Origin of the sequence: Solwaraspora sp. WMMD791 (assembly GCF_029581195.1) — a bacterium.
In the GTDB taxonomy this organism is placed as follows: domain Bacteria; phylum Actinomycetota; class Actinomycetes; order Mycobacteriales; family Micromonosporaceae; genus Micromonospora_E.
The window spans coordinates 2,033,193-2,053,857 of the sequence record NZ_CP120737.1 but is presented as its reverse complement, the minus strand read 5'-3'; the positions used below and the strand labels follow the sequence as shown (position 1 = coordinate 2,053,857).

The 20,665-nt window shown below is 72.8% G+C and carries 21 protein-coding genes; 11 read left to right on the top strand and 10 right to left on the bottom strand.

Features of this window, described 5'->3' with window-relative positions:
• Window position 1: 1 nt before the first annotated feature.
• The 4 genes from O7623_RS08915 to O7623_RS08900 are packed head-to-tail and all read right to left on the bottom strand — an operon-like array spanning window position 2 to window position 4,394.
• Window positions 2-1,141: a hypothetical protein gene (locus O7623_RS08915; protein ID WP_282228135.1), complete on the bottom strand. Its 1,140-nt coding sequence runs from the start codon at window positions 1,139-1,141 to the stop codon at window positions 2-4.
• Between the two features lie 41 nt (window positions 1,142-1,182).
• Window positions 1,183-2,268, bottom strand: coding sequence for a hypothetical protein (locus tag O7623_RS08910; protein WP_282228134.1), 1,086 nt, complete (start codon window positions 2,266-2,268; stop codon window positions 1,183-1,185).
• Between the two features lie 27 nt (window positions 2,269-2,295).
• Window positions 2,296-3,189, bottom strand: a complete 894-nt coding sequence (locus tag O7623_RS08905) for a hypothetical protein (RefSeq protein WP_282228133.1) — start codon at window positions 3,187-3,189, stop codon at window positions 2,296-2,298.
• Complete coding sequence (locus tag O7623_RS08900; protein ID WP_282228132.1) at window positions 3,177-4,394, bottom strand: Hsp70 family protein; 1,218 nt, start codon at window positions 4,392-4,394, stop codon at window positions 3,177-3,179. The genes O7623_RS08905 and O7623_RS08900 overlap by 13 nt, the downstream gene beginning before the upstream one ends.
• Window positions 4,395-4,614: 220 nt before the next feature.
• Between O7623_RS08900 and O7623_RS08895 the strand changes: the two genes are divergently transcribed.
• Genes O7623_RS08895 through O7623_RS08875 form a run of 5 tightly spaced genes read left to right on the top strand, consistent with a single transcriptional unit; the run spans window position 4,615 to window position 11,647 of the window.
• On the top strand, window positions 4,615-5,208 hold the full coding sequence (locus O7623_RS08895) for an RNA polymerase sigma factor (protein WP_282228131.1): 594 nt from the start codon (window positions 4,615-4,617) through the stop codon (window positions 5,206-5,208).
• Between the two features lie 37 nt (window positions 5,209-5,245).
• Window positions 5,246-6,247 (top strand): hypothetical protein, encoded by a 1,002-nt coding sequence (locus tag O7623_RS08890; RefSeq protein ID WP_282228130.1) that lies wholly within the window; start codon window positions 5,246-5,248, stop codon window positions 6,245-6,247.
• Window positions 6,244-7,875 (top strand): GTPase, encoded by a 1,632-nt coding sequence (locus O7623_RS08885; RefSeq protein ID WP_282228129.1) that lies wholly within the window; start codon window positions 6,244-6,246, stop codon window positions 7,873-7,875. Before O7623_RS08890 ends, O7623_RS08885 begins: the two co-directional genes overlap by 4 nt.
• Window positions 7,848-9,725, top strand: a complete 1,878-nt coding sequence (locus tag O7623_RS08880; RefSeq protein ID WP_282228128.1) for a dynamin family protein — start codon at window positions 7,848-7,850, stop codon at window positions 9,723-9,725. The genes O7623_RS08885 and O7623_RS08880 overlap by 28 nt, the downstream gene beginning before the upstream one ends.
• 8 nt (window positions 9,726-9,733) lie before the next feature.
• Window positions 9,734-11,647 (top strand): Hsp70 family protein, encoded by a 1,914-nt coding sequence (locus O7623_RS08875; RefSeq protein WP_282228127.1) that lies wholly within the window; start codon window positions 9,734-9,736, stop codon window positions 11,645-11,647.
• Window positions 11,648-11,704: 57 nt separating this feature from the next.
• Here O7623_RS08875 and grpE read toward each other — a convergent pair whose 3' ends face one another.
• From grpE to O7623_RS08855, 4 genes are all read right to left on the bottom strand, one after another.
• Window positions 11,705-12,226 carry a nucleotide exchange factor GrpE gene (gene grpE / locus O7623_RS08870; protein ID WP_282228126.1) on the bottom strand — a complete coding sequence of 174 codons (522 nt, stop codon included), beginning with the start codon at window positions 12,224-12,226 and terminating at the stop codon, window positions 11,705-11,707.
• A 104-nt stretch (window positions 12,227-12,330) separates the two neighbouring features.
• Window positions 12,331-12,495: a hypothetical protein gene (locus O7623_RS08865; RefSeq protein WP_282228125.1), complete on the bottom strand. Its 165-nt coding sequence runs from the start codon at window positions 12,493-12,495 to the stop codon at window positions 12,331-12,333.
• Between the two features lie 128 nt (window positions 12,496-12,623).
• The gene (locus O7623_RS08860; protein WP_282228124.1) at window positions 12,624-13,061 is read right to left on the bottom strand and encodes an HIT family protein; all 438 of its coding nucleotides are present in this window, start codon (window positions 13,059-13,061) and stop codon (window positions 12,624-12,626) included.
• Between the two features lie 17 nt (window positions 13,062-13,078).
• Window positions 13,079-13,507 (bottom strand): hypothetical protein, encoded by a 429-nt coding sequence (locus O7623_RS08855; protein WP_282228123.1) that lies wholly within the window; start codon window positions 13,505-13,507, stop codon window positions 13,079-13,081.
• On the opposite strand from O7623_RS08855, the gene O7623_RS08850 reads away from it, so the two are divergent.
• From O7623_RS08850 to O7623_RS08840, 3 genes are all read left to right on the top strand, one after another.
• Window positions 13,499-14,059, top strand: a complete 561-nt coding sequence (locus O7623_RS08850; protein WP_282228122.1) for a hypothetical protein — start codon at window positions 13,499-13,501, stop codon at window positions 14,057-14,059. The two genes, O7623_RS08855 and O7623_RS08850, sit on opposite strands and share 9 nt — an antisense overlap.
• A gap of 143 nt (window positions 14,060-14,202) precedes the next feature.
• Window positions 14,203-14,748, top strand: coding sequence for a hypothetical protein (locus O7623_RS08845; RefSeq protein WP_282228121.1), 546 nt, complete (start codon window positions 14,203-14,205; stop codon window positions 14,746-14,748).
• Window positions 14,749-14,816: 68 nt separating this feature from the next.
• On the top strand, window positions 14,817-16,550 hold the full coding sequence (locus tag O7623_RS08840; protein WP_282228120.1) for a hypothetical protein: 1,734 nt from the start codon (window positions 14,817-14,819) through the stop codon (window positions 16,548-16,550).
• A gap of 29 nt (window positions 16,551-16,579) precedes the next feature.
• On the opposite strand, the gene O7623_RS08835 is transcribed toward O7623_RS08840, so the two are convergent.
• Window positions 16,580-17,287 (bottom strand): hypothetical protein, encoded by a 708-nt coding sequence (locus tag O7623_RS08835; protein WP_282228119.1) that lies wholly within the window; start codon window positions 17,285-17,287, stop codon window positions 16,580-16,582.
• A gap of 68 nt (window positions 17,288-17,355) precedes the next feature.
• Between O7623_RS08835 and O7623_RS08830 the strand changes: the two genes are divergently transcribed.
• The 3 genes from O7623_RS08830 to O7623_RS08820 are packed head-to-tail and all read left to right on the top strand — an operon-like array spanning window position 17,356 to window position 19,270.
• Entirely contained in the window at window positions 17,356-17,577 is a 222-nt protein-coding gene (locus O7623_RS08830; RefSeq protein ID WP_282228118.1) for a hypothetical protein, read from the top strand.
• Between the two features lie 35 nt (window positions 17,578-17,612).
• Window positions 17,613-18,662, top strand: a complete 1,050-nt coding sequence (locus O7623_RS08825) for a helix-turn-helix transcriptional regulator (RefSeq protein ID WP_282228117.1) — start codon at window positions 17,613-17,615, stop codon at window positions 18,660-18,662.
• Window positions 18,659-19,270 carry a hypothetical protein gene (locus tag O7623_RS08820; RefSeq protein WP_282228116.1) on the top strand — a complete coding sequence of 204 codons (612 nt, stop codon included), beginning with the start codon at window positions 18,659-18,661 and terminating at the stop codon, window positions 19,268-19,270. The genes O7623_RS08825 and O7623_RS08820 overlap by 4 nt, the downstream gene beginning before the upstream one ends.
• 70 nt (window positions 19,271-19,340) lie before the next feature.
• Here the strand turns inward: O7623_RS08820 and O7623_RS08815 are convergent, their stop codons facing one another.
• Window positions 19,341-20,603: an endonuclease/exonuclease/phosphatase family protein gene (locus O7623_RS08815; RefSeq protein WP_282228115.1), complete on the bottom strand. Its 1,263-nt coding sequence runs from the start codon at window positions 20,601-20,603 to the stop codon at window positions 19,341-19,343.
• Window positions 20,604-20,665 lie beyond the last annotated feature (62 nt).

Sequence of the window (20,665 nt, the reverse complement as noted above, 5' to 3'; positions counted from 1 at the left end):
GTCAGTCCCAGGAACCGTCGTAGTTGGCGGTCGTCGGGTCGGTGCTGCCGCGATCGTCGGGCAGCGCGGGTGTCGGCCGGGGACCATGCGCCCTGCCGAGACCGCCGTAGTAGTCATGGTCTGCCGACGCGGGCGTCGTGCCCGGTCGCGCCCGGTCCGTATCGTCGGCCGGTACGGTGCGCCCGGCTGACGTCAAGCGCCGTCCGACCCATCGCCCGACATCGAGGACGAGACCTGCCCCAGGGATACTCCCGTACCTGGGCAGATCCCGCGCTACCCGAGGCCCACCGATGACCGCGTCGCCGGCTGCCGTCGGGCTGCCTGACGTACCTGGGCCGCCGCCGGCGTTGCGGTCGGTGGCTGGCGACCTGGACGGGTTCGGCGGTGACGAGGGCGACGCGGCGCACGACGCCCCGGGGACCTCGATGTAGTCGGAGCGGGTCACGTCGTCGGCGCTCAGGTGGGTCACCGAAGCCAGTTCGGCCCGCGCGGCCGATGTCCAGCCCGACACCAGCGTGAATTCGGTGAACTCGCGTAACCCGAGCTCCCACAGGGCGGCGGCCTCGTCCGGCTGGACCAGATACACCTGCCCCGACCTGCTGGTGAGCCGGTAGAGCTTGCCGTCGGAGGTGCGCCACACCGCCGGCCTGTCACGATTGTCCAGATCCTCCGCCCACGGTGCCGGCGCAGCGACGCTGCGGTGCGGCCGTCGCACATCGCTGGGGTGCTGCTGCCAGTCGCGGCCGACCCACTCCTCGTAGACCGGGCCGGCCCAGGCGCGCCACCTGCGGAGCAACTCGTTGAGTCCCGGTGCCGACCGGGCGGCTCGCCCGGCGCCACCGGGTGCCATCCAGCCGACGAAGCAGTAGAGCCTGCGCCCCTGGTGGGAGTTCATCCGGTCGTTGAGCTGGTCGGCGTGGCAGGCGACGCCGACCAACAGGTGGTCGCCGTCGCAGCTGAGCACGAAGCGGGGTCGGTCGAGGCCGGTGCCGCCGCCCACCACCGCCCGCACGCTCGACTCCAGCCAGCCACGGTGATGGGCCAGGTGCTCCGGCACCGCGCGCCACCAGAAGTCGGCGGTGCCGGTGCGGCCGTACACCACCGGTGCCCAGTACCGATCCGCTGCGTCCGCCCCGGGCACGGTCGGACCGGGCCCGGACGTCGGAGGTCCCGCCCCAGGCGTCACCGCTGCACCTCTTCCAGAACCAGGCGGGCCCGTCCGTCGGTGACGATCGGCAGTCGACCCAACTCGGCGATCAGCTTGTCGGCCAGCGACTGCAACGCGGCCAGCTCCCGTTCGACCTCCTGGATCTGTTGGTCGCGGGTGCCTACCGTGCGTTCCCCCGCGCGGATCTTCCCGCGGTGCAGGAGCGTCCCGCCGAGCCGGCTCCGTAGCTCGTCTACCGTCTGGCGGGCATCGGAGCGCTGCTCGCGCAGGTAGCTGAGGGCCGTCCGGTTGTTCTGGATCTGCTCCACCAGGTAGTACCAGAGCGAGAAGACGAACGGGCGGTGCAGGCCGACCGGATCCAGAGCGTCCGGATCCACCGTGCCGTGCAGTTCGGTGCCGAGTCGACCGATCTGCACCGGACAGACGAGCGAGGTCATGCCGTCGCTGTACGCGATCGGTACGAGTGCCTTCATGTGCCGGGCGGCGATGCTCAGTGCCGTGCCGCGTGACATGCCGGTGATCGGCTCGATCAGGTCCGACTTGGTGATCAGCAGCACCAGCGACGGCGGCAGCTTGCCCTGCTCCTGCCGGGCCTTGACCGCCGTGTAGATCAGGCGGCTCAGTCCGGCGACCTTCATCGGGTCTCGGCTGCGGTTCGGCCGTGACGCGCCCACGTCGTCGAGATCCCTGATCGCCAGCACCCAGTTGGCCAGATGCTCGCCGTCGAGCACGAGGTAGATGCTGTCCGACACGAGGAGCCGGTCGTGGATCGCCTGGGAGTCGTCAGCGTCACCGCTCTTGCCGTCGGTCGCTCCACCCCGGAAGTCGACGCAGTCGATGTGCAGCAGCGGATCGATGCCGTGGGTGAAGACGAACTCGTAGGACTTCTGCCCGTCCATGTCGGTCGGCGGCGGCAGCGTGCCTTTGTCGTTGAGCCGGTCCCAGACGTCCATCAGGTCCACGTCGTCGTCCGGGTCGCGGGTGTAGACGAAGTAGCCGGCGACCCCGGCAGACAGGGTGGCGTACATGCCGTGCAGGAACAGGGTCTTGCCGGAGCCGCTGGCCCCCAGCAAGGTCAAGGTGATCGTGGGTGTGTCCACTCTCGTCTCCCGTCATGGGTGGGATGCTCAGAATCCGGGGAATCCGTCGAGCAGTTCGCCGAGGCGCTCGGCCGGCGCGACGAGCGGGGCGTACCGCGCCCGTTCGGCCTCGGCCTCCTGGCGGTGCCGCAGGCTGATGCGCCAGTTCGGGGTCTCGTCGTTGAGCCAGCTGAGGAAGCGGTTGCCGAGGGTGTCGCCAGCGGCCGCCCGGTCGGCCGCGGCGACGCTGCGGTCGACCGACGCGGCCAGCGACCGGGCCCGGCCGATGATGCCGAAGCGCAGTGCCCACAGCACCGGCACCGCGACGTTCATCGGTCGCGGACCACAGGCCACCGGGACCAGGGTGCCGATGATGTGGCTCGTCCTGGCCACCGCCTCGATCAACGGCATGAACGGGGCGCCCAACTGTTCGGTGACCTTCTCGTCGTCGAGATCCACCAGGTCTGCCTTGGTCAGCACGATCACCAGGGGAGTGATCTCGTCGCCCCGCGCGTCGAGCGCCCGCTGCACGTGGCTGACGATGGTCCGTACGTCGCGGCCGGCCCGTCGGTCGGTGAGCAGCGTCGCCGAGTCGCAGAAGATGACGATGCCGCCGGCGGACCGCAGGTCCGCGTGCAGCTGCGCCGCCTGCGGGCTGTCCGAGCGTTCGCTGAGGGTGCCGCCCCGGTAGTCGCGCCAGCTGAACGGAAACACGTCGGCGCCGTCGTGCCGCAGGACCAGCTCGAACACCGCGCGCTGGTCGCTCGCTGGCGGGTAGCGGCCCGCGAGGATCCACTCGGCGGCACCGATCAGGCTCTGGTGGTCGCCCTGGTCAGCGGCCCGCAGCGAGAATCCGCCGTAGCCGGTGTGCATCAACGCGTACATCAGTGAGACGTAGGTGGTCTTGCCGGCGGCGCTGTGGCCCAGCATCACGATCTCCATGGATTCCTCCCGTCGGTCGCCGGATGCGGCGGGTCGTCGCTGAACAGGTCGCGTTCCATTCCCAGGTGGATCAGTGGCCGCCGCCCCGGCTGTGGCGTCGGCCGGCCCGGCGACCGGTGCGCCGGTGCCGGTGCGTGGTCCCCGAGCAGGGCGCCGAGGGCGACGACCCCCTTCGGATCCGGCGCGGCGTCCGGCAACCGACCGAGTCGCTCGGCGATCAGGTCCGACACCCTGGGCGTCCGGCTCGCGCCGCCGGTGAGCACCACGGCGGCGAGGTCGTCCACGTGCAGCCCGGCACCCGAGACGGTGGACAGCAACTCGTCGACACTGCGTCGCAGCAGCGGGTCGATCGCCGCCTCGAACTGGGGTCGGTGGACCACCAGCAGATCGGCGTAGCCCGGTACGTGCAGCTGCACCGTCGTCCTGGTCGACAACGTCTCCCTGGCCTCGGTGACGTCCCGGCGCAGCATCCGCTGGGCCCGCAGCGCCGGTCGGTCGGTGCCCGACCACAGCGCCTCCCACGGCCCGGGGTCCCGGGTCACGGCGAGCGCACCCACCAGGTCGCGGAGTGCCTCGTCGAAATCCTCGCCGCCGAGGAAGGGGTCCCCTCCCGGTGCGCCGACCACGACGAGACCGGGCGGGTCCTGCGTACGGCGGACGACCGCGGTGTCGAAGGTGCCGCCGCCGAGGTCGTAGATCGCCAGGTGGCTGCCGATCGGGGCCGGCTTGCCGGTGGCGTAGTGCAGCGCCGCCGCGACCGGTTCGCTGACCAGCGTGACGTCCGGCATCCCGGCGGTCCGTGCCGCAGTCCGCAGCAGGGCCAGCTCCTCCGTCGACCAGGCCGCCGGATGGGTCAGCACCACGTCGGCGGGTGGTCCGCCGTACCGCTGGACCGCCTCGGTGTGGACCCGGGCCAGTACGGCGGCCACCAGGTCGGTCGTCGCGACGCTGCGCCCAGCCAGCCGCACCTGCGCAGCGCTGGCCAGCGCCCGTTTGGGGGAGCGCTCGGCGTGGCCGGGCAGTTGCGCCGCGAGCTGGCGGGCGGCGCTGCCGCTCAACAGGGTCCCATCGGTGTCCAGGCAGACCAGCGACGGAAAGTATCTACTATTCTCGATTTCGAGCAGTTCCGGGACGCCGTCGGACATTTTTGCCGCAGCGGTGGTGAAGCTGGTGCCGAAGTCGATCGCAAGGGACCACGAACCCACTGGATCCCCTCCTTCCGCCGTCGGTGGTGTGGCGATGTGTTGGACGACGGATTCGCCGTCGTTGTTTCCCGCCGAATGTCGGCACCGCGACATCCCGCAGCGAATCCCCTCGTTTGACGAGATCCGAAGACCGCGCCGATTCCTAACCTGCCGGTAGGCAGCTGCATCCGTCCGGCACCCCCGCCGGACGGGTCGGCGGCCGGTACGCAGGAGGGACGCGATGACCACGACATCGCCACTGCTGGCGACGCGCCACCGGAGCCAGGGCCGGCACGACCACGACGTCACCGACGAGGCGCTGATCAGCCGGAGCGCCGAGGGTGACGGGTCCGCATTCGACACACTGATCAGCCGCTACCGGCCCGACATGGTGGCGTTCTGTCAGCGCTACTTCCACGACCAGCACGACCGTGACGATCTCCTCCAGGAATCGATGATCAAGGCGTGGCGACGGATCGGTCAGTTCGACAATCGGTCGAGCGTCAGGACCTGGCTGTACCGGATCGTCGCGAACGCGGCCATCGACGAATATCGCCGCCAGGCGCGCGCCGCGACGCCGTTCGATCCGCAGACCGACCGTTCCGGATCAGATGTCTCGCCGGAGCAGGCGATCGTCGACCGGGCGCACCTGAACTGGGCGATCACCGGACTGCCGGCGCCGTACCGGACGGTCAGCGTCCTGGCCGACAAGCTCGGCTACCCGTACGCCGAGATCGCGCAACTGTGCGGAATCCCGGAAGCGACCGTCCGGTCCCGGCTCTGGCGGGCGCGGCGGGCGCTGCGTGCCGCCCTGGGGGCCACCGAGCCGGCGTGAGCCGGCCACCGACGCTCACCGACCCGACGGAGGTCCGATGCCACCCCAACCGCCCGGCGTGCGGCGACTCTGTGTCGTCGTCGACATCGAGGGTTACACCCGCCGACTACATCCACAGCAGATCGACGTACAGCGACGCCTGCTGCTGGTGGTGCGGCGCGCCTGCGCCGACGCCGGCATCGACCTGTCCCGCTCCGGCCGGCAGGACCGCGGCGACGGTCTGCTCATCGTCCTGCCTGCCGGGATCGACGAGAGCAAGGTGGTACCCGGCTTCCTGCACTGCCTCAACGAGGCACTGTACGACGCCAACGACCGGCCCGGCCCGGGCGGGCGGATCCGGCTGCGGGCGGCGCTCAGCCAGGGAATCGTGCACGTCGCCGCGACCGGGTACGCCGGCGACGCGGTGGTGCACGCCTGCCGACTGCTCGACTCGGCGGTGCTGCGTACGGCGCTCGTCGAACACCAGAACAGCGACCTCGCCCTGATCGTCGACGACACCCTTTTCCACAGCATCGTCGAGCAGGAGTACGGCGGACTGTACGCGCGGTCGTTCCGGCCGGTCGAGGTGGTCATCGAGGAGAAACAGTTCCAGGCCTCCGCGTGGATCCAGGTACCGGGCCGTCCGCCACACGCCGCCGGGCGACGGTCCCGACTGGACGACCCGGCCGCGCCGGACGTCGATTTCGGCACGGTGCTCGCGATCGGGGGCGCCGCGATCGGCAGCGCGGCCGTCGGCGCCCTCGCGGCGATCACCGCCGCCGAGCTGCTCGACCTGCTCGACGACACCGCCGGCTACGACTACTCCGACCACGATTCGACCGGCTACGACTATGCAGACCACGATCCGACCGGCTACGACGTGCACGACCACGACCCCGCCGGCCACGACCCCGCCGGCCACGACGCCACCGGCCACGAGCCGGTCGGTGGGCACCGGGCACTGGAAGCAGACACCACGAGCAGCTGGAACGGTGACGACGGGGACCACCACCACAGCGTCGATCACGGGTACGGCATGTCCGGGTCGGATCCGACGTGACCTCCGTGCCGTACGCCAGCGACGAGGCGGCGCCGCTGTGCGCCCGTACGGCGGCGCAACTGCGCTGGGCCGTCGAGCTGCTGCCCGATGGCCCACTGCGGACCGACGTCGAGGCCGTGACGCGCCGGCTGGCGGACCGCACGATCCGGGTCGCCGTCGGGGGGCGACTCAACGCCGGAAAGTCGACGCTGGTCAACGCGTTGCTGGGGCAGCGCCTCGCTGCCAGTGGAGCTACCGAGCGCACCACCGTGAACGTCTGGTTCCGGTACCACCCGTTGCCCGGCGTGACCGTGCACCTGGTGGACGGAACGTCGACCCTGGTCGCCGCCGGGCCGGGTGGTGGGGTGCCGGTCGACCTGCCCGTCGACCACCGCCAGGTCAGTCATCTGACCGTCCGGACCCCGGACCGCCGGATCGACCGGGAGTTCGTCCTCATCGACACCCCGGGTAGTGACTCCCCGACACATCTGGACGACTACGCGATGGCGGCCGTACGGCAGGCGGACGTGCTGCTGTACGTCATGCACAGCCCCGGTGAGGTCGACCGGCAGGCGCTCGAAGAGTTCCAGGCCACCGTCACCGGCGCGGGGCTGCCCGCGCGCAACGTGCTCGGCGTGCTGAGCCGGATGGACGCGGTCAGCGACGACCGGCCGCCGGATCAGCGGCGTGCCGACGCGCACCGGCTCGCCGCCCGCGCCGCCCAGCGGCTGGCCGGCCTGGTCGCCGAGGTACTGCCGGTCGCCGGCCTGGTGGCGCAGACCGCCCGGGGCGTGGACTTCACCGAGCGGCACGCGACCGCGCTGCGCGGCCTGGCCGGGCTCGACGAACCCGCCCGCGCCCGGCTGCTCGACGTCGACGACCAACGGTTCCTCGGTCGACTGGGGCAGCTGCCGATCCCGGTTCCCGTCGAGGACTGCCGCGAACTGCTGGACCTGCTCGGCCGGTTCGGCATCCGGGAGGCACTGTCCGTCCTCGACTCCGGCGTGGCGGACACCCCGGACCTGCTCGCCGTGCTCGCGCACCGATGCGGCATCGAGCAGGTGGTGGGCACCCTGCGGGACCGGTTCATCTCGGTCGCCGACCCGCTGCGCGCCCACTCGGCGCTGGAGCAGGTGCGGGCGGCCCTGGCCCGTACGCCGGTCTCGGTCGCGGACGGGCCGGGGCGTCAGGCGCTGCGCGAGACGTTCGCCCGGCTGGCCCGAGAGCCCGAACTGCGTCGGGTCGCCCTGGCCGACGTACTCCAAGCGCACGTCCGTGGCGACCTCGTGCTGCCCGAGGACGCGTCGGGGCACCTGCGCGACCTGGTCAGCGGACGCACCACCGTCGAGCGATTCGGGCTCGCCGCCGACACCCCCGCTGAGCTGCGCGACCGGTTGCGGGAACTGACCCGGCGGTGGCGGAGCCTGGAGAGCCGTACCCCACGGGCGCACCGACGCCTGGTCACCGACGTGCGCGAGGTCCTCGAACTCAGCTACTTCGCCGAGGCGGGCGCGGCGGCCGAGTTGGCCGTGGCGGTCGACGCGGGTGCGGCCCGGCCGCCGGAAACACCGCACGGGGCGGAATCGTCCAACAGGTCGGCCACCGGCAGAAAGGCACCGCGATGCGCAGAGGAACCGACCATCCGCTGACCGACGCCACCGTCGACCTGATGGACCAGATAGCGGCGGCCGCCCGCGAGTACGGCCGCCCCGACTCCGCCGACCTGCTCGTCGACGAGGTCCGGGTGACGCGCTTCGCCGGATCCGTGGTGGTCGTGGTCGGCGAGCAGAAGCGGGGGAAGAGTTCTCTGATCAACGCGTTGCTGGACCGGCCCGGACTGCTACCGGTCGACGCCGACGTGGCGACGGACACCCGGATCGTGGTCGGCTACGCCCCCGAGGACGTCGCGACCGTCATCTCGACCGACGACCCGCAGGGCCGGCAGATCCCCCTGGACGAGCTGACCCGGTACGCCGCGTTGGGCACCGACGGCACACCCGCGCACCCGAACGTGGAGCGGGTGGAGGTCGGGATACCGGCGCCACTGCTCGCCGACGGACTCATCCTGATCGACACCCCCGGGATCGGGGCGTTGGTCACCGGGCACACGACGGTGACCCTGGCGACGCTGCCGCGCGCCGACGCGCTGCTGTTCGTGGTCAACGGTGCGACCGAACTGACCCGGTCGGAACTCGCCTTCCTCGGCGAGGCCACCCGGCGTACCCGGGCCGTGGTCTTCGTCCTGACCCGCACCGACACCTTCCCGCATTGGCCGGAGGTGTTGGAGCGCAACCGGCACCTGTTGCGCGAGCACGCCCCCGGGTTCGCCGACGCGCCGTGGTTCGCCGTCAGTGCCCGGTTGCGCCACCTTGCCCAGCAGGAGGCGGCCGTCGATCCGCAGGGCGCGGCGCAGCTGCTGGCCGACAGCGGGACCGAGGTGCTGATCGCCGAGTTGCGGCTCCGCGTCCTGCTCCGTGGTCGGCACGCCCGGTTGGTCGGCCTCGCCGAGACAGCGGCCGCGGTGCTGGCCGACCTGGAGAGCGACCAACGGCAGCGGCTCCGGTCGCTGTCGGCCGACGCGGACCTGCTCGCCGCCCTGTCGGCACGGCAGGCGGAACTCGCCACCCTCACCGCGCCGGAGGCACCCTGGCGGTCGAAGCTGGCGGAGCGGTTCACTGACCTGCTCGCCGAGTTGCGTACCGACGCCGACGCTCGGATCGCCACCCTGCTCGGCAGCGCACAGGCCGCGCTGCGCGACGGCGGGCGGGAGGCGCTGACGTCGGTACCGGCCGACCTCGTCGAAGGATCCCGTGGGTTGGTCCTCGAACTGGAGAACCTGATCAACGTCCATGCGCCGGTGATCGCCGTCCAGCTCGCCGGTGAGCTGGGCCTCGACGGGTTGACGGCGCGTCGGGTCGACCTGCGGGCACCGGCCGGGGCGCGCGGACTCGCGCCGGACCTGATCGTCGACCAGGCGGCTCCGACCGGCACCCGCCTGCCCCAACTGCCCTGGCTTCCGGTGGACTGGACCACCCGGGCCGGGCCACAACTCGGGACGATCGCCGCCCGGACCGCCGCCGGCTACCGCCAGCTCGGTCCGGCCGGCCGTAACGTCGCCCTCGCGGTCGGCATCGGCGCGTTCGTCGCGCTGGTCGCCGGCGCCGCCGCGATGTTCGGTCGGCTCGCTCACCAGCAGAGCCGCGACCGGCTCCGGGCCCAGGTCGAGCAGACGCTGCGCCAGTTGGCGGGCGAGTTGCCGCAGGTGCTGGCCAGCACGGTCGACGACCTGCACCGGGAGCTCGTCACCCAGGTCGAGCAGCGGCTCGATGGCGTCCGGGCCGAGGTCGACTCCGAGGTACGGCGGGTGCTGACCGATCGTGCCGACAGCGAGTCGCGTCTCGGCCCGCAGCGCGACGAGGTGCGGCACCGGCTGAGTCGACTCCAGACGTTGGGCGAGGATCTGTCGGCCCTGCGGCACCGGCTCGACGGCCAGGGTTGACCGCGACCATGGCCGGCTGGACGCTCGGGGTCGACATCGGCACGTCGTACACGACGACCGGCGTCGGCGAGGACGGCCGGATCGAGGTGGTGGAGGTCGACGGGGTACGCCGGATGCCGTCCACGGTGGCGGTCGACGACGACAGCCGGCTGGTGGCCGGGCGACGGGCGCAGCGTATCGCCGAGCGGCACCCCGACCGTGCCGAACAGGCACCCCGGCGGGCCCTCGTCGCCGGGCCCGGTGTCCTGCTCGGCGACCGGGCCTACCCCGCCACCGAGCTGGTCGCCACCCTGTTACGGCACTGCGCGCGGTACGCCGTCCACCGACAGGGCCGCCGGCCGGTCCGTACCGTCCTCAGCTGCCCTGCCGGGTGGACAGCCGTCGAACGCGACCTGCTGACCGCCGCCGCCGTGCAGGCCGGGCTGCCGGATCCGGAGTTGGTGGCGGAACCGGTCGCCGCAGCGGTGGCGTGTGTCGACGCGACCGTCGCGACCGACGGCCCCGTCGCCGTGTACGACCTCGGCGGCCGCACGCTGGACACGGCGGTGCTGGAGTGGTCCGGACACGACTACCGGTTGGTGGGGGAGCCCGGCGGCGATCCGCACCTCGGTGGGGCGGACTTCGACGAGGAACTCGTCCGGATCCTCGGCGACTACGCCCAGCAGGTCGACGCCGAGCGGTGGCTTGCGCTGGTCGAGGGCGCCGGCCCGGACCGGAGCCTGCTGTGGGCCGAGGTGATCCGGACGAAGGAGGGCCTGTCCCGTACCCCGGTGCAGCATGCGCGGCTGCCCGGATTCGTCCGGCAGATCCGGGTGGTGCGTGGCGAGTTCGAATCGGCGATCGCGCATCTGCTCGTCGCCGGGGCCGACGAGCTGCGCCGCACGATCGACGCCGCCGTGCCCGGCGGCGGGGAACTGGCTGCGGTCTGTCTGACCGGTGGGTCGAGCAGGATTCCCGCCGTCGCGGAGACCCTCGTACGGATCACCGGACAGCAGCGGCTCGTCCTGGCGCAACCCCACCAGACCGTGGTCCACGGCGCACTGCGGTGGGCCGCGTCGGCCGGCCGGTCCAGGGTGGCCCGGTCCATGGCCGCTGCGACCCCGGCACCCGACAGCGCGCCGATCGGCACCCCGCCGGAGCGGCCCGTCGCGGCGGCGTCGCTGTCGCGGCAGCCAGGTGACCCGCCGCAGCTTCGGCCGCCCACCCCGCCGAGGCTGCGCCCGACCGGGCGCGGTCGGCAGGTCGCCGCAGACGAGCTGGCTGTCGAACTCCCGGTGCTGTTCGGCCAGGTGTCGCGCTACCTCGTCGAGGTGAGTCGCTTCTGTCTGGGACGGGAGGCGGTGCCGTCGGTGGGTGCCACCCCGGAACGTGTCCTGGGTCAGCTCGCCATGGCGGCACCGCGACACCGCGACGAGTGGCAGGCGTTCGCCGCCCGGTTACGTGCGCTCAGCCGTCGCCCGGTCGTCAGCGGCGCCGAGGTGAGCGCTCTCATCGCCGAGTGCGACGCGCTGATGGCGGACATCGACGAGTTCGTCGGCGCGACGTACCGGGTGCTTCCGCTGCCGCCGGTGCCGCAGCCGGTCGACGGGCTGCTGCGGCGGACGGTGCGGGCCCAGTCGCTCGACCGGTGGGCAGCGGTCGACGCGTACCTGGCCGATGTCGTCGCCTTCTGCGCGTCGGCGTCGGTGGCCACGGAGACCGCACCGCTCGTCTCCTCGCTGTCCGACTGGATCCCGTCGCTGCGGGAGCCGTTGGCCGTGGTGCTGGCAGCGCGCGCCACGAGTCTGGCCGTACTCGATGCGCCGCGCGGGCCGGGCCCCGCACCGGCGGCGGTCGTCAACCGGGAGTTGGCGGCCGTCCGGGACGCGCTCGTGGTGATCGACCGCGCGGTGACGGCGTTCGCGGTCCAGGCTGGGAGGTGACCGGAGACCGTACCTCGCGCACTTGCCGGAGCGGTCCGGTGTGTCCGTCCGGACCGGTCACTGCGCGGTGCGGTACACGACGACCTCCGGCCGGCGCAGCCACGCACCGCCGTCGCGGTAGCCGGCGAACTCAGTCGACGCCACCAGCAGGTGCGCCGCCGGGTCGTCGGTGGGGACCTGGCCGACCGCCTCGTGGACCTGCGGATCGAAGCGCTCACCATCGGCGAGAACGGTCTGCACGCCGGCGTCGGACAGCCGGTCGGTGAGGCGCTGCCACAACGCCGGCTCCTGGTCGCGGAGTCGGTCGGCGAGGTCGATGCAGATCCGGACCAGCTCCGTACGGTCGGTGTCGGCCCCGCCGGCGGGTTCGCCGGCTCCGCCGGGCGACGTCGGCCCGGCATCCGGCTCGACCTGGTCCGTGCCGTCGGGCGCGGCGTCCTCGTCGACGTCGGTACGTGGCCAGGGCGCTCGCTCGTAGCCGGCGGTGGGCCTCGATCCGAACCGGCCTATCGCCCAGCCGGCGACCGCACCGGTCAACAGGGCGAACACCTGTCGGGAGATCCCATTACGGTCGGACACGGGCCACCTCCGGTCGCGGAACGACGACGAGTACCAGTTTGACGTTCGACAGGTGGTCGTTGTTTCCAGCGGGCGCACCGATGCCCGGTGAGCGTGCCACCGGCCTACCAGCGGCGGTCGTGGGCGAGTCGTCCGACGACCGGGGCGAGCGCCAGCCGGGCCGGTGGCGTCGCGTCCCGCCGCCACACCAGCCCCAGCTCCGGAGCGGGTATCTCGTCGGTCAACGGGAGCACCACGCCATCCACTGCGGGCAGTGCGGCCCGGGTCACCGCCCCCCGGCTGCACGGGCCGTCGACGGTCGCGTTCGACGGCCGCGGCCTGCTGGTGGTCGACTTTCGGTACGGGGCGAGCGGCCCCGGTGCTGCCGTACACCGTGGTCCGGCCGACGATCCGCTGATCAGGCGGTCGGCGGCAGGGCGGTCGGCGGCAGGGCGGCGGCGATCCGCTCGGCGTACCGCTGGGCCTCGGCGTCGTCGGCGTAGCGGCTGCGCGGCCAGAAGAAGCCGCGCAGCCCGTCGCCCCTGGTCCGCGGTACGACGTGGGTGTGCAGATGTGGCACCGACTGCGACACCCGGTTGTTGATCGCCACGAAGGTGCCGCCCGCGCCGAGACCGGCCTCGACCGCCGCCGCCACCCGCTGCACCAGCGCGAAGTAGTCCGGCAGCGCGGCCGGCGGCAGATCGGTCAGCGTGACCACGTGCGGACGCGGGCTGATCAGCACGTGCCCACGGAACACCGGGCGGGTGTCCAGGAACGCCACGCCGGCGGCGGAGTCGACGACCCGCCAGGCGGGGGAGTCCCCGGCGACGATCCGGCAGAACACGCAGGTGGTCATCGTCGCAGGCTAACCGGTCACTGCTCGATCAGCAGGTTCCAGCGCACGTCGGGGCCGGTCTCGACCCGGATGCCGGTCGGCCCGCCGGGGTGGTCCTGATCGAGGTTGCGGGTCAGGTACACCTCGTCGGCCGGGCAGTCGATGTCGAACCGCGACCCCGACTCCACGATCACCGCCAGCTGGCCGGGTCCGTCGTCGGCGACGCAGTCGAAACTGATCCACAGCTGCCCGGGGCGCAGGCCGACGGTGCCGAGCGGTGCCGGGACCGCCCCGGGTGGCGGTGCGCCGGTCGGCGCCGACGTGCACGCGCCGAGCGCCAGCAGGCAGCCGAGGGCCAGCAGGGCGGGCCCGTGCGTCCCGGCCGCAGTGGACGGCGTCCCTCGACGTCGCCTTCTACTCTGAAGCCCGGCCGCCGGGGAAGGACCAGAATGTCGCTCGTGGAGCATCTGCCGACGATACTCGCGGTGGTCGTCGGCGGGGTGCTGACCTATGTCGGCACCGGGCTGACCGAGCGCAGCCGCTGGCAGCGGGAGCAGGCCGTACGGTGGGACGAACGCCGGCTCGCCGGCTACGTCGAGTTCGCCGCCACCGCCAAACGGATCGCGCTGCTCTCCTCCCGGGTGCTGGCCAGCCAGGGCGTGGTGACCGCCATCAGCCCGATCGGGCGGGACGAGGGTCTGGCCCTGCTGGGGCAGGCCGAGTCGGACCGTTCGGTGCAGTTCGAGTCGGTCCTGCTGCTCGCCGACGAGCCCACGATCACCGCCGCGCAGACGCTGACCGAGACGCTGTGGCGGCTGGAGGCCTTCGCCACCGGTGACGAGCCGGTCGACGAGCAGGCCTGGCGGGAGGGCTTCGCCGACTACCGGCAGGCCCGTGCCGAGTTCTACCGGTGGGCGCGCCGCGACATGGGGGTGCGGCCGGCGCGGATCCCGACGTCGGCGATCGCGTCCCGCGACGTCCGGCCGCCGGGCTCGCTGGCGGCCACCGGCACCGACTGAGTCGGCGCCTACCACACCGGACGACCGGACGCCAAGCTGTCGGGCTCTGCGACGTCGCGGATTCCCCGCCTGCCGGATCGCTGCGAGCCTTCCACCGTCCACCCGCCCACCTTGGGCCGGGACGTCGAGAAGGGATGCTCACCATGAGACATCGAATCCGGCGGGCGGCCATCGGCCTGCTCGCCGCCGTCGCCGTGACCGTCGGCATGGGAGTCGTCGCCGCGCCCGCCAACGCGGCCGCGCAGAGCTGGTACGCCTACAAGTACGACACCTGCGGTGCCTTCAAGTCCGGTGCCCGTGGCTACGTCGTCACCGGCGGCACTGTCGACTTCCAGTCGAAGCGACTCGTCGTCGGCAACAACTGGGGCCAGGCGCACTCCTACACCTGCAGCGGCACCAGCCCGGTGACGATCAGCAACATCCGGGTTTCGGTCTCCTGGCAGCTCACCGGCACGGGTGTCAACAGCTGCACCATCTCCTGGCCGCCCGGCTGTACGGCCAGCAGCGGCAGCTTCTTCGGAAAGGACTACCACTCCGGCTCCGGTTCGGGCAACTACCGCAGGGTGAGCCAGTCCGGGTTCATCTACGCCGGTGCCGGCACCGACAAGTTCTACTACAACGCCGAGGCCCGGTTCATCAACGGCAACAACACCCGCTACACCGTGGCGTACGCCAACAAGTCGAGCTAGGAGTCCGCGTGCGGGTACGGCCGGGGTGCGCGTCACCTCGGCCGTCGCCCATCGGTGAAGGGAACCCCATGTCGCGTACGTCCCGGGCGTCGGGCCGCCTGGTGTCCGCCCCACTGGTCGTTGTCCTGGCCGTGGCGGTGGCGCTGGTCGCCACAGCCGCCGTACTCACCGTCCGCCATTCCGCCGGCGCACCGGTGGCAGCGCCAGGCCCGCCCGACATCGCGCAGGCCTTCGAGGCACTGGTGGTCCGCCAGTCGGATACGGCGGAGGTCCTCTACCCGCAGGGCGGTCCACAGCTGCGACACGTGATGACCGCCGCCGGGGCGCTGCAGCGCCGGGGCCAGCTCCATCCGAGTCTGCTCGCCGGGGTACGCGACCTCACCGCCGCCGACTGGGCCGCCTACCTGGACCGGTACCCGTCGGTCGCCAGCGACGAGACCGCTGACTATCCGGCGTACTTCGCCATCTGGCAGTGGGACCGGCTCAACCAGGACCTGGTCACCGCCGGCCACGAGCCGCTGTCGACCCCACCGCCGGTGGCGGCCAGGGTCGCGGCGCTGGCCCGGTCGCCGCAGCTGACCGGGGTGCACCGGCTCTGGGCGATGCGCCTCGGGCACCTGGCCGGTGACCGGACGCTGGCACTGCCTCGCGGCGGCTGCGCCGAACTGGCCGCGCGGCTGGCCGACCCCGTCGAGCTCGGCGAGGACACCACCTTCGACTGGCTGCCGGCGACGCCGGCTCGGCCGTTGTGCCAGGGCGACCCGGACCTGGTGACCGACGCGGCCGACGCCGCCGTCGGCAGCTACCTCGGTGCCATCCGCTCCCGAGGCGAGATCGGCGGTGGCGACCTGCGGACGTTGGCGCTGATCGCCGAGGTCGGGACGGTGGCTGACGCCGGTTACCGCCCGCCCGGCGACCTTGCGGCATTGCACCGGCGGGCGGTCGACGCACTGCAGCAGCAGGCCGACGCCGGTGTCCTGCGACTCGACCTCGACGACCTGGCCTTCTTCGATCTGCTGCACCCCGCACCGCCGCGCTATCCACCGGGACTGCTGCGACGGGTACAGATGGCCCTGCTGACCGCCGGCCGGGTGCCGTACGCGGTGGACAGCGCCGGGCTGACCACGGTGCTCGCCCCGGCGACCGGCGCGCTGCTCGGCGTCGACCTGCCGGTGACGCCACGGCCCGCTCCGCCGGACGGGCTCGCGGTCGACACGGTGATCGAGGCGCTCGGGCTGCGTTCTCCCGGTACGGTGCCGCAGGTGCCGGCGCAGCTGCTCGACGACGTGACGTTCGACGGGCTGCACCACGCGGCGGTCACGATGCACGCCTACGCGGTGACCGGCGACTGTGCCCGGGCGCAGCGACGCGCGGAGCACCTGCGGGAGCTGGTCAGCGGGGTCGTCGACGACCTCGCCGACGGGGTCGGCGTCGACTACGCGGCACTGCTGCACGTCGCGGCCGCCGCCTGCCAGGTGCCGACCGGGTTGCCGCAGCCGCACCAGCTGATCGACGCGGCCCGGCGGCGTATCGCCACCGGTGGGGCCACCGAGGTCTGGCGCGGTGCCGAAGTGGTCTGCCTGCTCGATGACGCGGCGGGTACGGCACCGTCGACGGATCCGGTCCGGCGGCGGCTGGCCGCCGTCGCCGAATCCGCGCTCGCCGGCTACGCCGGCGGCGCCGCCTGGTCCGTGTCCGAGTACGGGCTCATCGACCTGTACGCCGCGCTGCGACTGCGGCAGATCGCCGCGACGGGCTGTGCCGGGGCCTGGTGGGACGGGGTGGGCGGGGCCGCGACATGACCGCCGGGTGGCGGCACGGCGTCGGCTGTTCACGGCAGGTGCTGTGGGCCGACCAGCCCCCACCGCAGTGCGGCGCTGACCAGGGCCTCCTTTCGCCAGCTCCGGTGTGCGCGCAGCCCGTCGCGGACACCGGCGAGCCCGAGCTTGCCGACCAGGTAGCAGATGTGCGCGTCGACGGCGCGAGCGCTGATCGGGCTGCCCCGACCGGTGAGGGTCGCGGCGATCTCCGCCGAGGTGGCCAGCGGACGGTGGACCTCGCCGCGCAGCCGGGGTTCGCACAACACCCGCAGCACCTCGAAGTAGCCGGTGCCGGGGGTCAGGTCACCGGCGTCCCGCGCGCGGTCGGAGGGGCAACCCGGCACGGTCGAGACCTCGACGGTTGCCGGTTCCGGCCCGAACACGGTCAGCAGCGCGACGGCACCGGCCCGTACCCGGCCCAGTTCGAAGGGGATGACCACGGCGGCCCGGCCGGCGACGACGGTGATCGTGTTGTGCGGCTGTTCCAGGTCCTCGACGAGGAAACTTGTCGGGCCGGGGTTGTCGACGCGCCAGTGGTCCGGGTGGGCGACGATGCGCCCCCGCAGCGCCGTCGGGCCCGGCACGCACACGGTCGCCGTGCGACGACAGCCGCCGCACCGGCAGGTGCCGAAGTCGAGTGCCTCGCCGTTGTCGAGGTCCCAGACCTCGTTGCTCCCCACACCCGGTGCGACGGTCAGCACGCTGACCACGTGTGCCATGAGGATCTCCTCTGCCGATCGCCAACGGCACGCGCGGTCCCGTCGGCCGTCCGCTGCCTGGTCTACCGGTGCGTCGTGGCACGGCTCAAGGAAATCGCGGCGGTGGATCGCTGAAGGCCGAAACCTTCGTGATCGCGAAGGTGTCCGTTGCGGATGGACGCACCCTCCGTGCCGCCGACTGTGCGGTGCCGGGTGTCAGGCGGTTCGCGGCCGGCATCCGCCAGGGTGCGGTTTCCCGCACGCTTCGGGCACGGTCAGGTAACGATCTTGTCGCGGTGACGATCTGCTGATTGCATGGTCAGGCACATGGGGGAGGTGGAAAGCCATGCCGCAGTCACGTTGGCCCTCGCCGGCCCGGACCGCCGTACCGTCACTGACCTGTCGTGGGCGTTCCCCGGACGCCGACCTGATCTACCGGCACCTGCTCGGCTCCGGTCCGGCGCTGGTCTCCGAGGTGGCCGGTGAGCTGGGCATGGCGCGTCGCCGGGTCGGCGCCGCGCTCGACGAACTCGCCGCCATCGGCGCGGTGGCCCGTCGGCCGTCCGCCACCTCGGCCGACCCGCGATGGGCGGCCAGACCGCTGTCGGCGCTGGCCCCACCGGTGCGTCGACCGACGACGAACGCCGCGCCCGGTGCGGTACGCCCCGCGTTGGCGCGCCGGCTCGCCGCCACCGGGGTCGACGTGCGCCAGCTCGGTGACGGCGTACGGCATCTGGCCAGCCGGGCCGCGACCCGGGCCCGGCTGGCCGAGCTCGTCGCGGTGGCCCGCCACGAGCATCTCGCGATGCACCCGGAGCAGACGTTCGACGCCGAGGCGCTGCGCTCGGCCGCGCCGATGGACCGCACGCTGCTGGCCCGGGGCGTGCGGATGCGGATCCTCGGGGTGCAGCCACCCGAACCCGGCCCGGTGGTCCAGCACCGGTCGGAGCCGACCCGATGCCTGCCCGAGTACCGCATGGCGGCGACGTTGCCGGTCAAGCTGCTCGTCGTCGACCGCAAGTACGCCTTCTTCCCCGTCGCGCCCGACGACGTCGAACGCGGCTACCTCGAGGTGGCCCAACCCCCGATCGTCGCCGCGCTCGTGGCGCTGTTCGAGCAGCACTGGAACGACGCCGAGAGACTGCAGGAGTGCACTGTGCCGCAGATCGACCTCAGTCCCCGGGAGCGCGCGCTCGTCGCTCTGCTGGCGCAGGGACACACCGACGTCACCGCCGCGCGGGAGCTGCGGATCAGCCCCCGGTCGGTGTCGAACGTGCTCCGGTCGCTGATGGAGCGGCTCGGCGTGACGAACCGGTTCCAACTCGGGCTGGCCCTGGGGGCGGCCCACACCGCGGCACCGCATCGCCGTACCGACACCGAGGAGAAACACCGATGACCCCGACCGTGGTCGACCGGACCGGACCGCGCCGTACGGTCCCTCGCCGCACGGTCGGCGGCACCGCGTTCGCCGCCGTGGTGGCCGCGCTACTGGCCTGTCTACCGGGGGCACCGGCCGCCGCGAGCGCGGTGACCTGGACGCCGGCGTCGTGCGCCACCGCCGCCTTCACCGGGCACACCGTCGAGCCGGTCGGTGGACTGCCCCCGGTGAACCGGGTGCGGTTGACCGGGTGGATCGAGCCCTGCGCCGAGCTGCCGGCCGGTGCCCAGTTCGCCACGCTCACCTACACCGGCCGCCAGGCGACCTTCTCCACGGTGCGTCCGCCGCTGCGTGGCTACGGTGCGGCCAGCGGGCCGACGTGGTTCACCACCACTGTCGACGTCCGGTCGGACACCCTGTCGGAGTCCGACCAGCCGCAGGCACACTGTGTGCTGCTCAACGGCCTGGTCCGGCTCGCCTGCGTCGGACTCGACACGGCGGGGCTGCCCCGGGTGACCACGGTCTTCCCGATCGGCACCGACGACGTACGGGTCCGGGACATCCCCGTGGTGATGGTGCCGAGCCGTGACCACACGCCCGACCCGATCTGCGGCACCTGCGTCTGAGCCGGCCCGGTCGGCCGGCGCGTGCCTCGCCGGCACGCCCGGCCCGGTCGTCAGCGGCGTACCTGCCCGGTCAACGACGCACGTCGAGCCAGACCAGGCGGTGATCCGAGGTGGGGAACCCGCCGGGCAGCGCCGGATCGTAGTCGCCGACCAGCCGGAACAGCGGGTCGTCCGGCGTCGGCCAGAACACGCCGGCACCGCGTACCGGCAGGCCCCGACCGGGCAGCAGGTAGTCGACCCGCAGGTTGCCGGGCGTACCGTCGGCGAAGTCGGCGGTGTCGAAGCGTGGGTCGCCGACGTGGGTCAGGTTCGCCCCACCCTGGCGCTGCGCCGCCGCCGGACCGCCCGCGCTGGCCGGTGGCCGCCGGTCGTCGACCAGCGGGTGTCCGGTGAGCTGCCGGGCCGCGCCGGGCAGGCTGTCGCCGTCGTACGGGTCGGAGTTGAGGTCGCCGGCGATCACGAACCGGGCCCCCGGCCGGAGTCCGCCCCGCCGGCCCCGGTCGTCGTAGACGTAGCCGGACCGGGCCGGCCAGACGTAGTCGGCCCAGAACCGGATCTCGTCGTGGTTGCGGCGGCCGTTGCGGTCCTCCGGGCCGTCGAACACCGGCGGGGTGGGGTGGCTGGCCAGCAGGTGTACGGTCTGCCGGCCGACGCGCACCGGCACGTCCCAGTGGCTCTTCGACGACAGCCGCAGGTCGGCCAGGGCGGCGGGGGAGTACCAGTCGGCCGGCTCGGGGGTCGCCGGGTCGTCGGGCAGCAGCGCGCCGGGCATGTCCCGCCAGCGGAACGTCTGGAAGGTGCGCACCGACCGCAGGTCGATCGGGTGCCGCGAGTACACCGCCATGCCGTACTGGCCGGGGAAGGTCCCGAAGCCGTACGCGTCGTCCGGGCCGCCGACCGTACCGTCGCGGTTGAGATCGTGCCCGGAGGGCACGCCGGTGTTCGACGGCGCGCTGAACCGGTACGGGTAGTGGATCGGCGCGGCGCCGCCCTGCCCCCGGGACAGGTAGTTGCGCTGGAACAGCTCCACGGCCCGGCCCTGCGGGTCGTGGTCGAACTCGTTGATCAGCAGGACGTCGGGGCGGACCCGCTGGATCACCTCGGCGACGTTGGCCGCCTGTTGGTCGCCCGGGGTGGACAGGTCGGCAACCAGGGCGCCGGCGGTGGCCCGGTTGAGGGAGGCGTTGAAGGTGGCGAACCGGACGTCGGCCGGTCCGCCTGCGGTGGCCGGTCCGCCGGCGGTGGCCGCCCCGGGTGCCAGTCCGGTCGCGAGGACGGCGGCGAGCGCCGCCGCCAGCCCGGTCACCGTACGTGCGTGTCGCTGCTGTGTCACCGTGCCAGCCTTCCGGTCGAGGTGGCGACCAGTTAACCGGATCAATGTGACGGGGGCGAGAA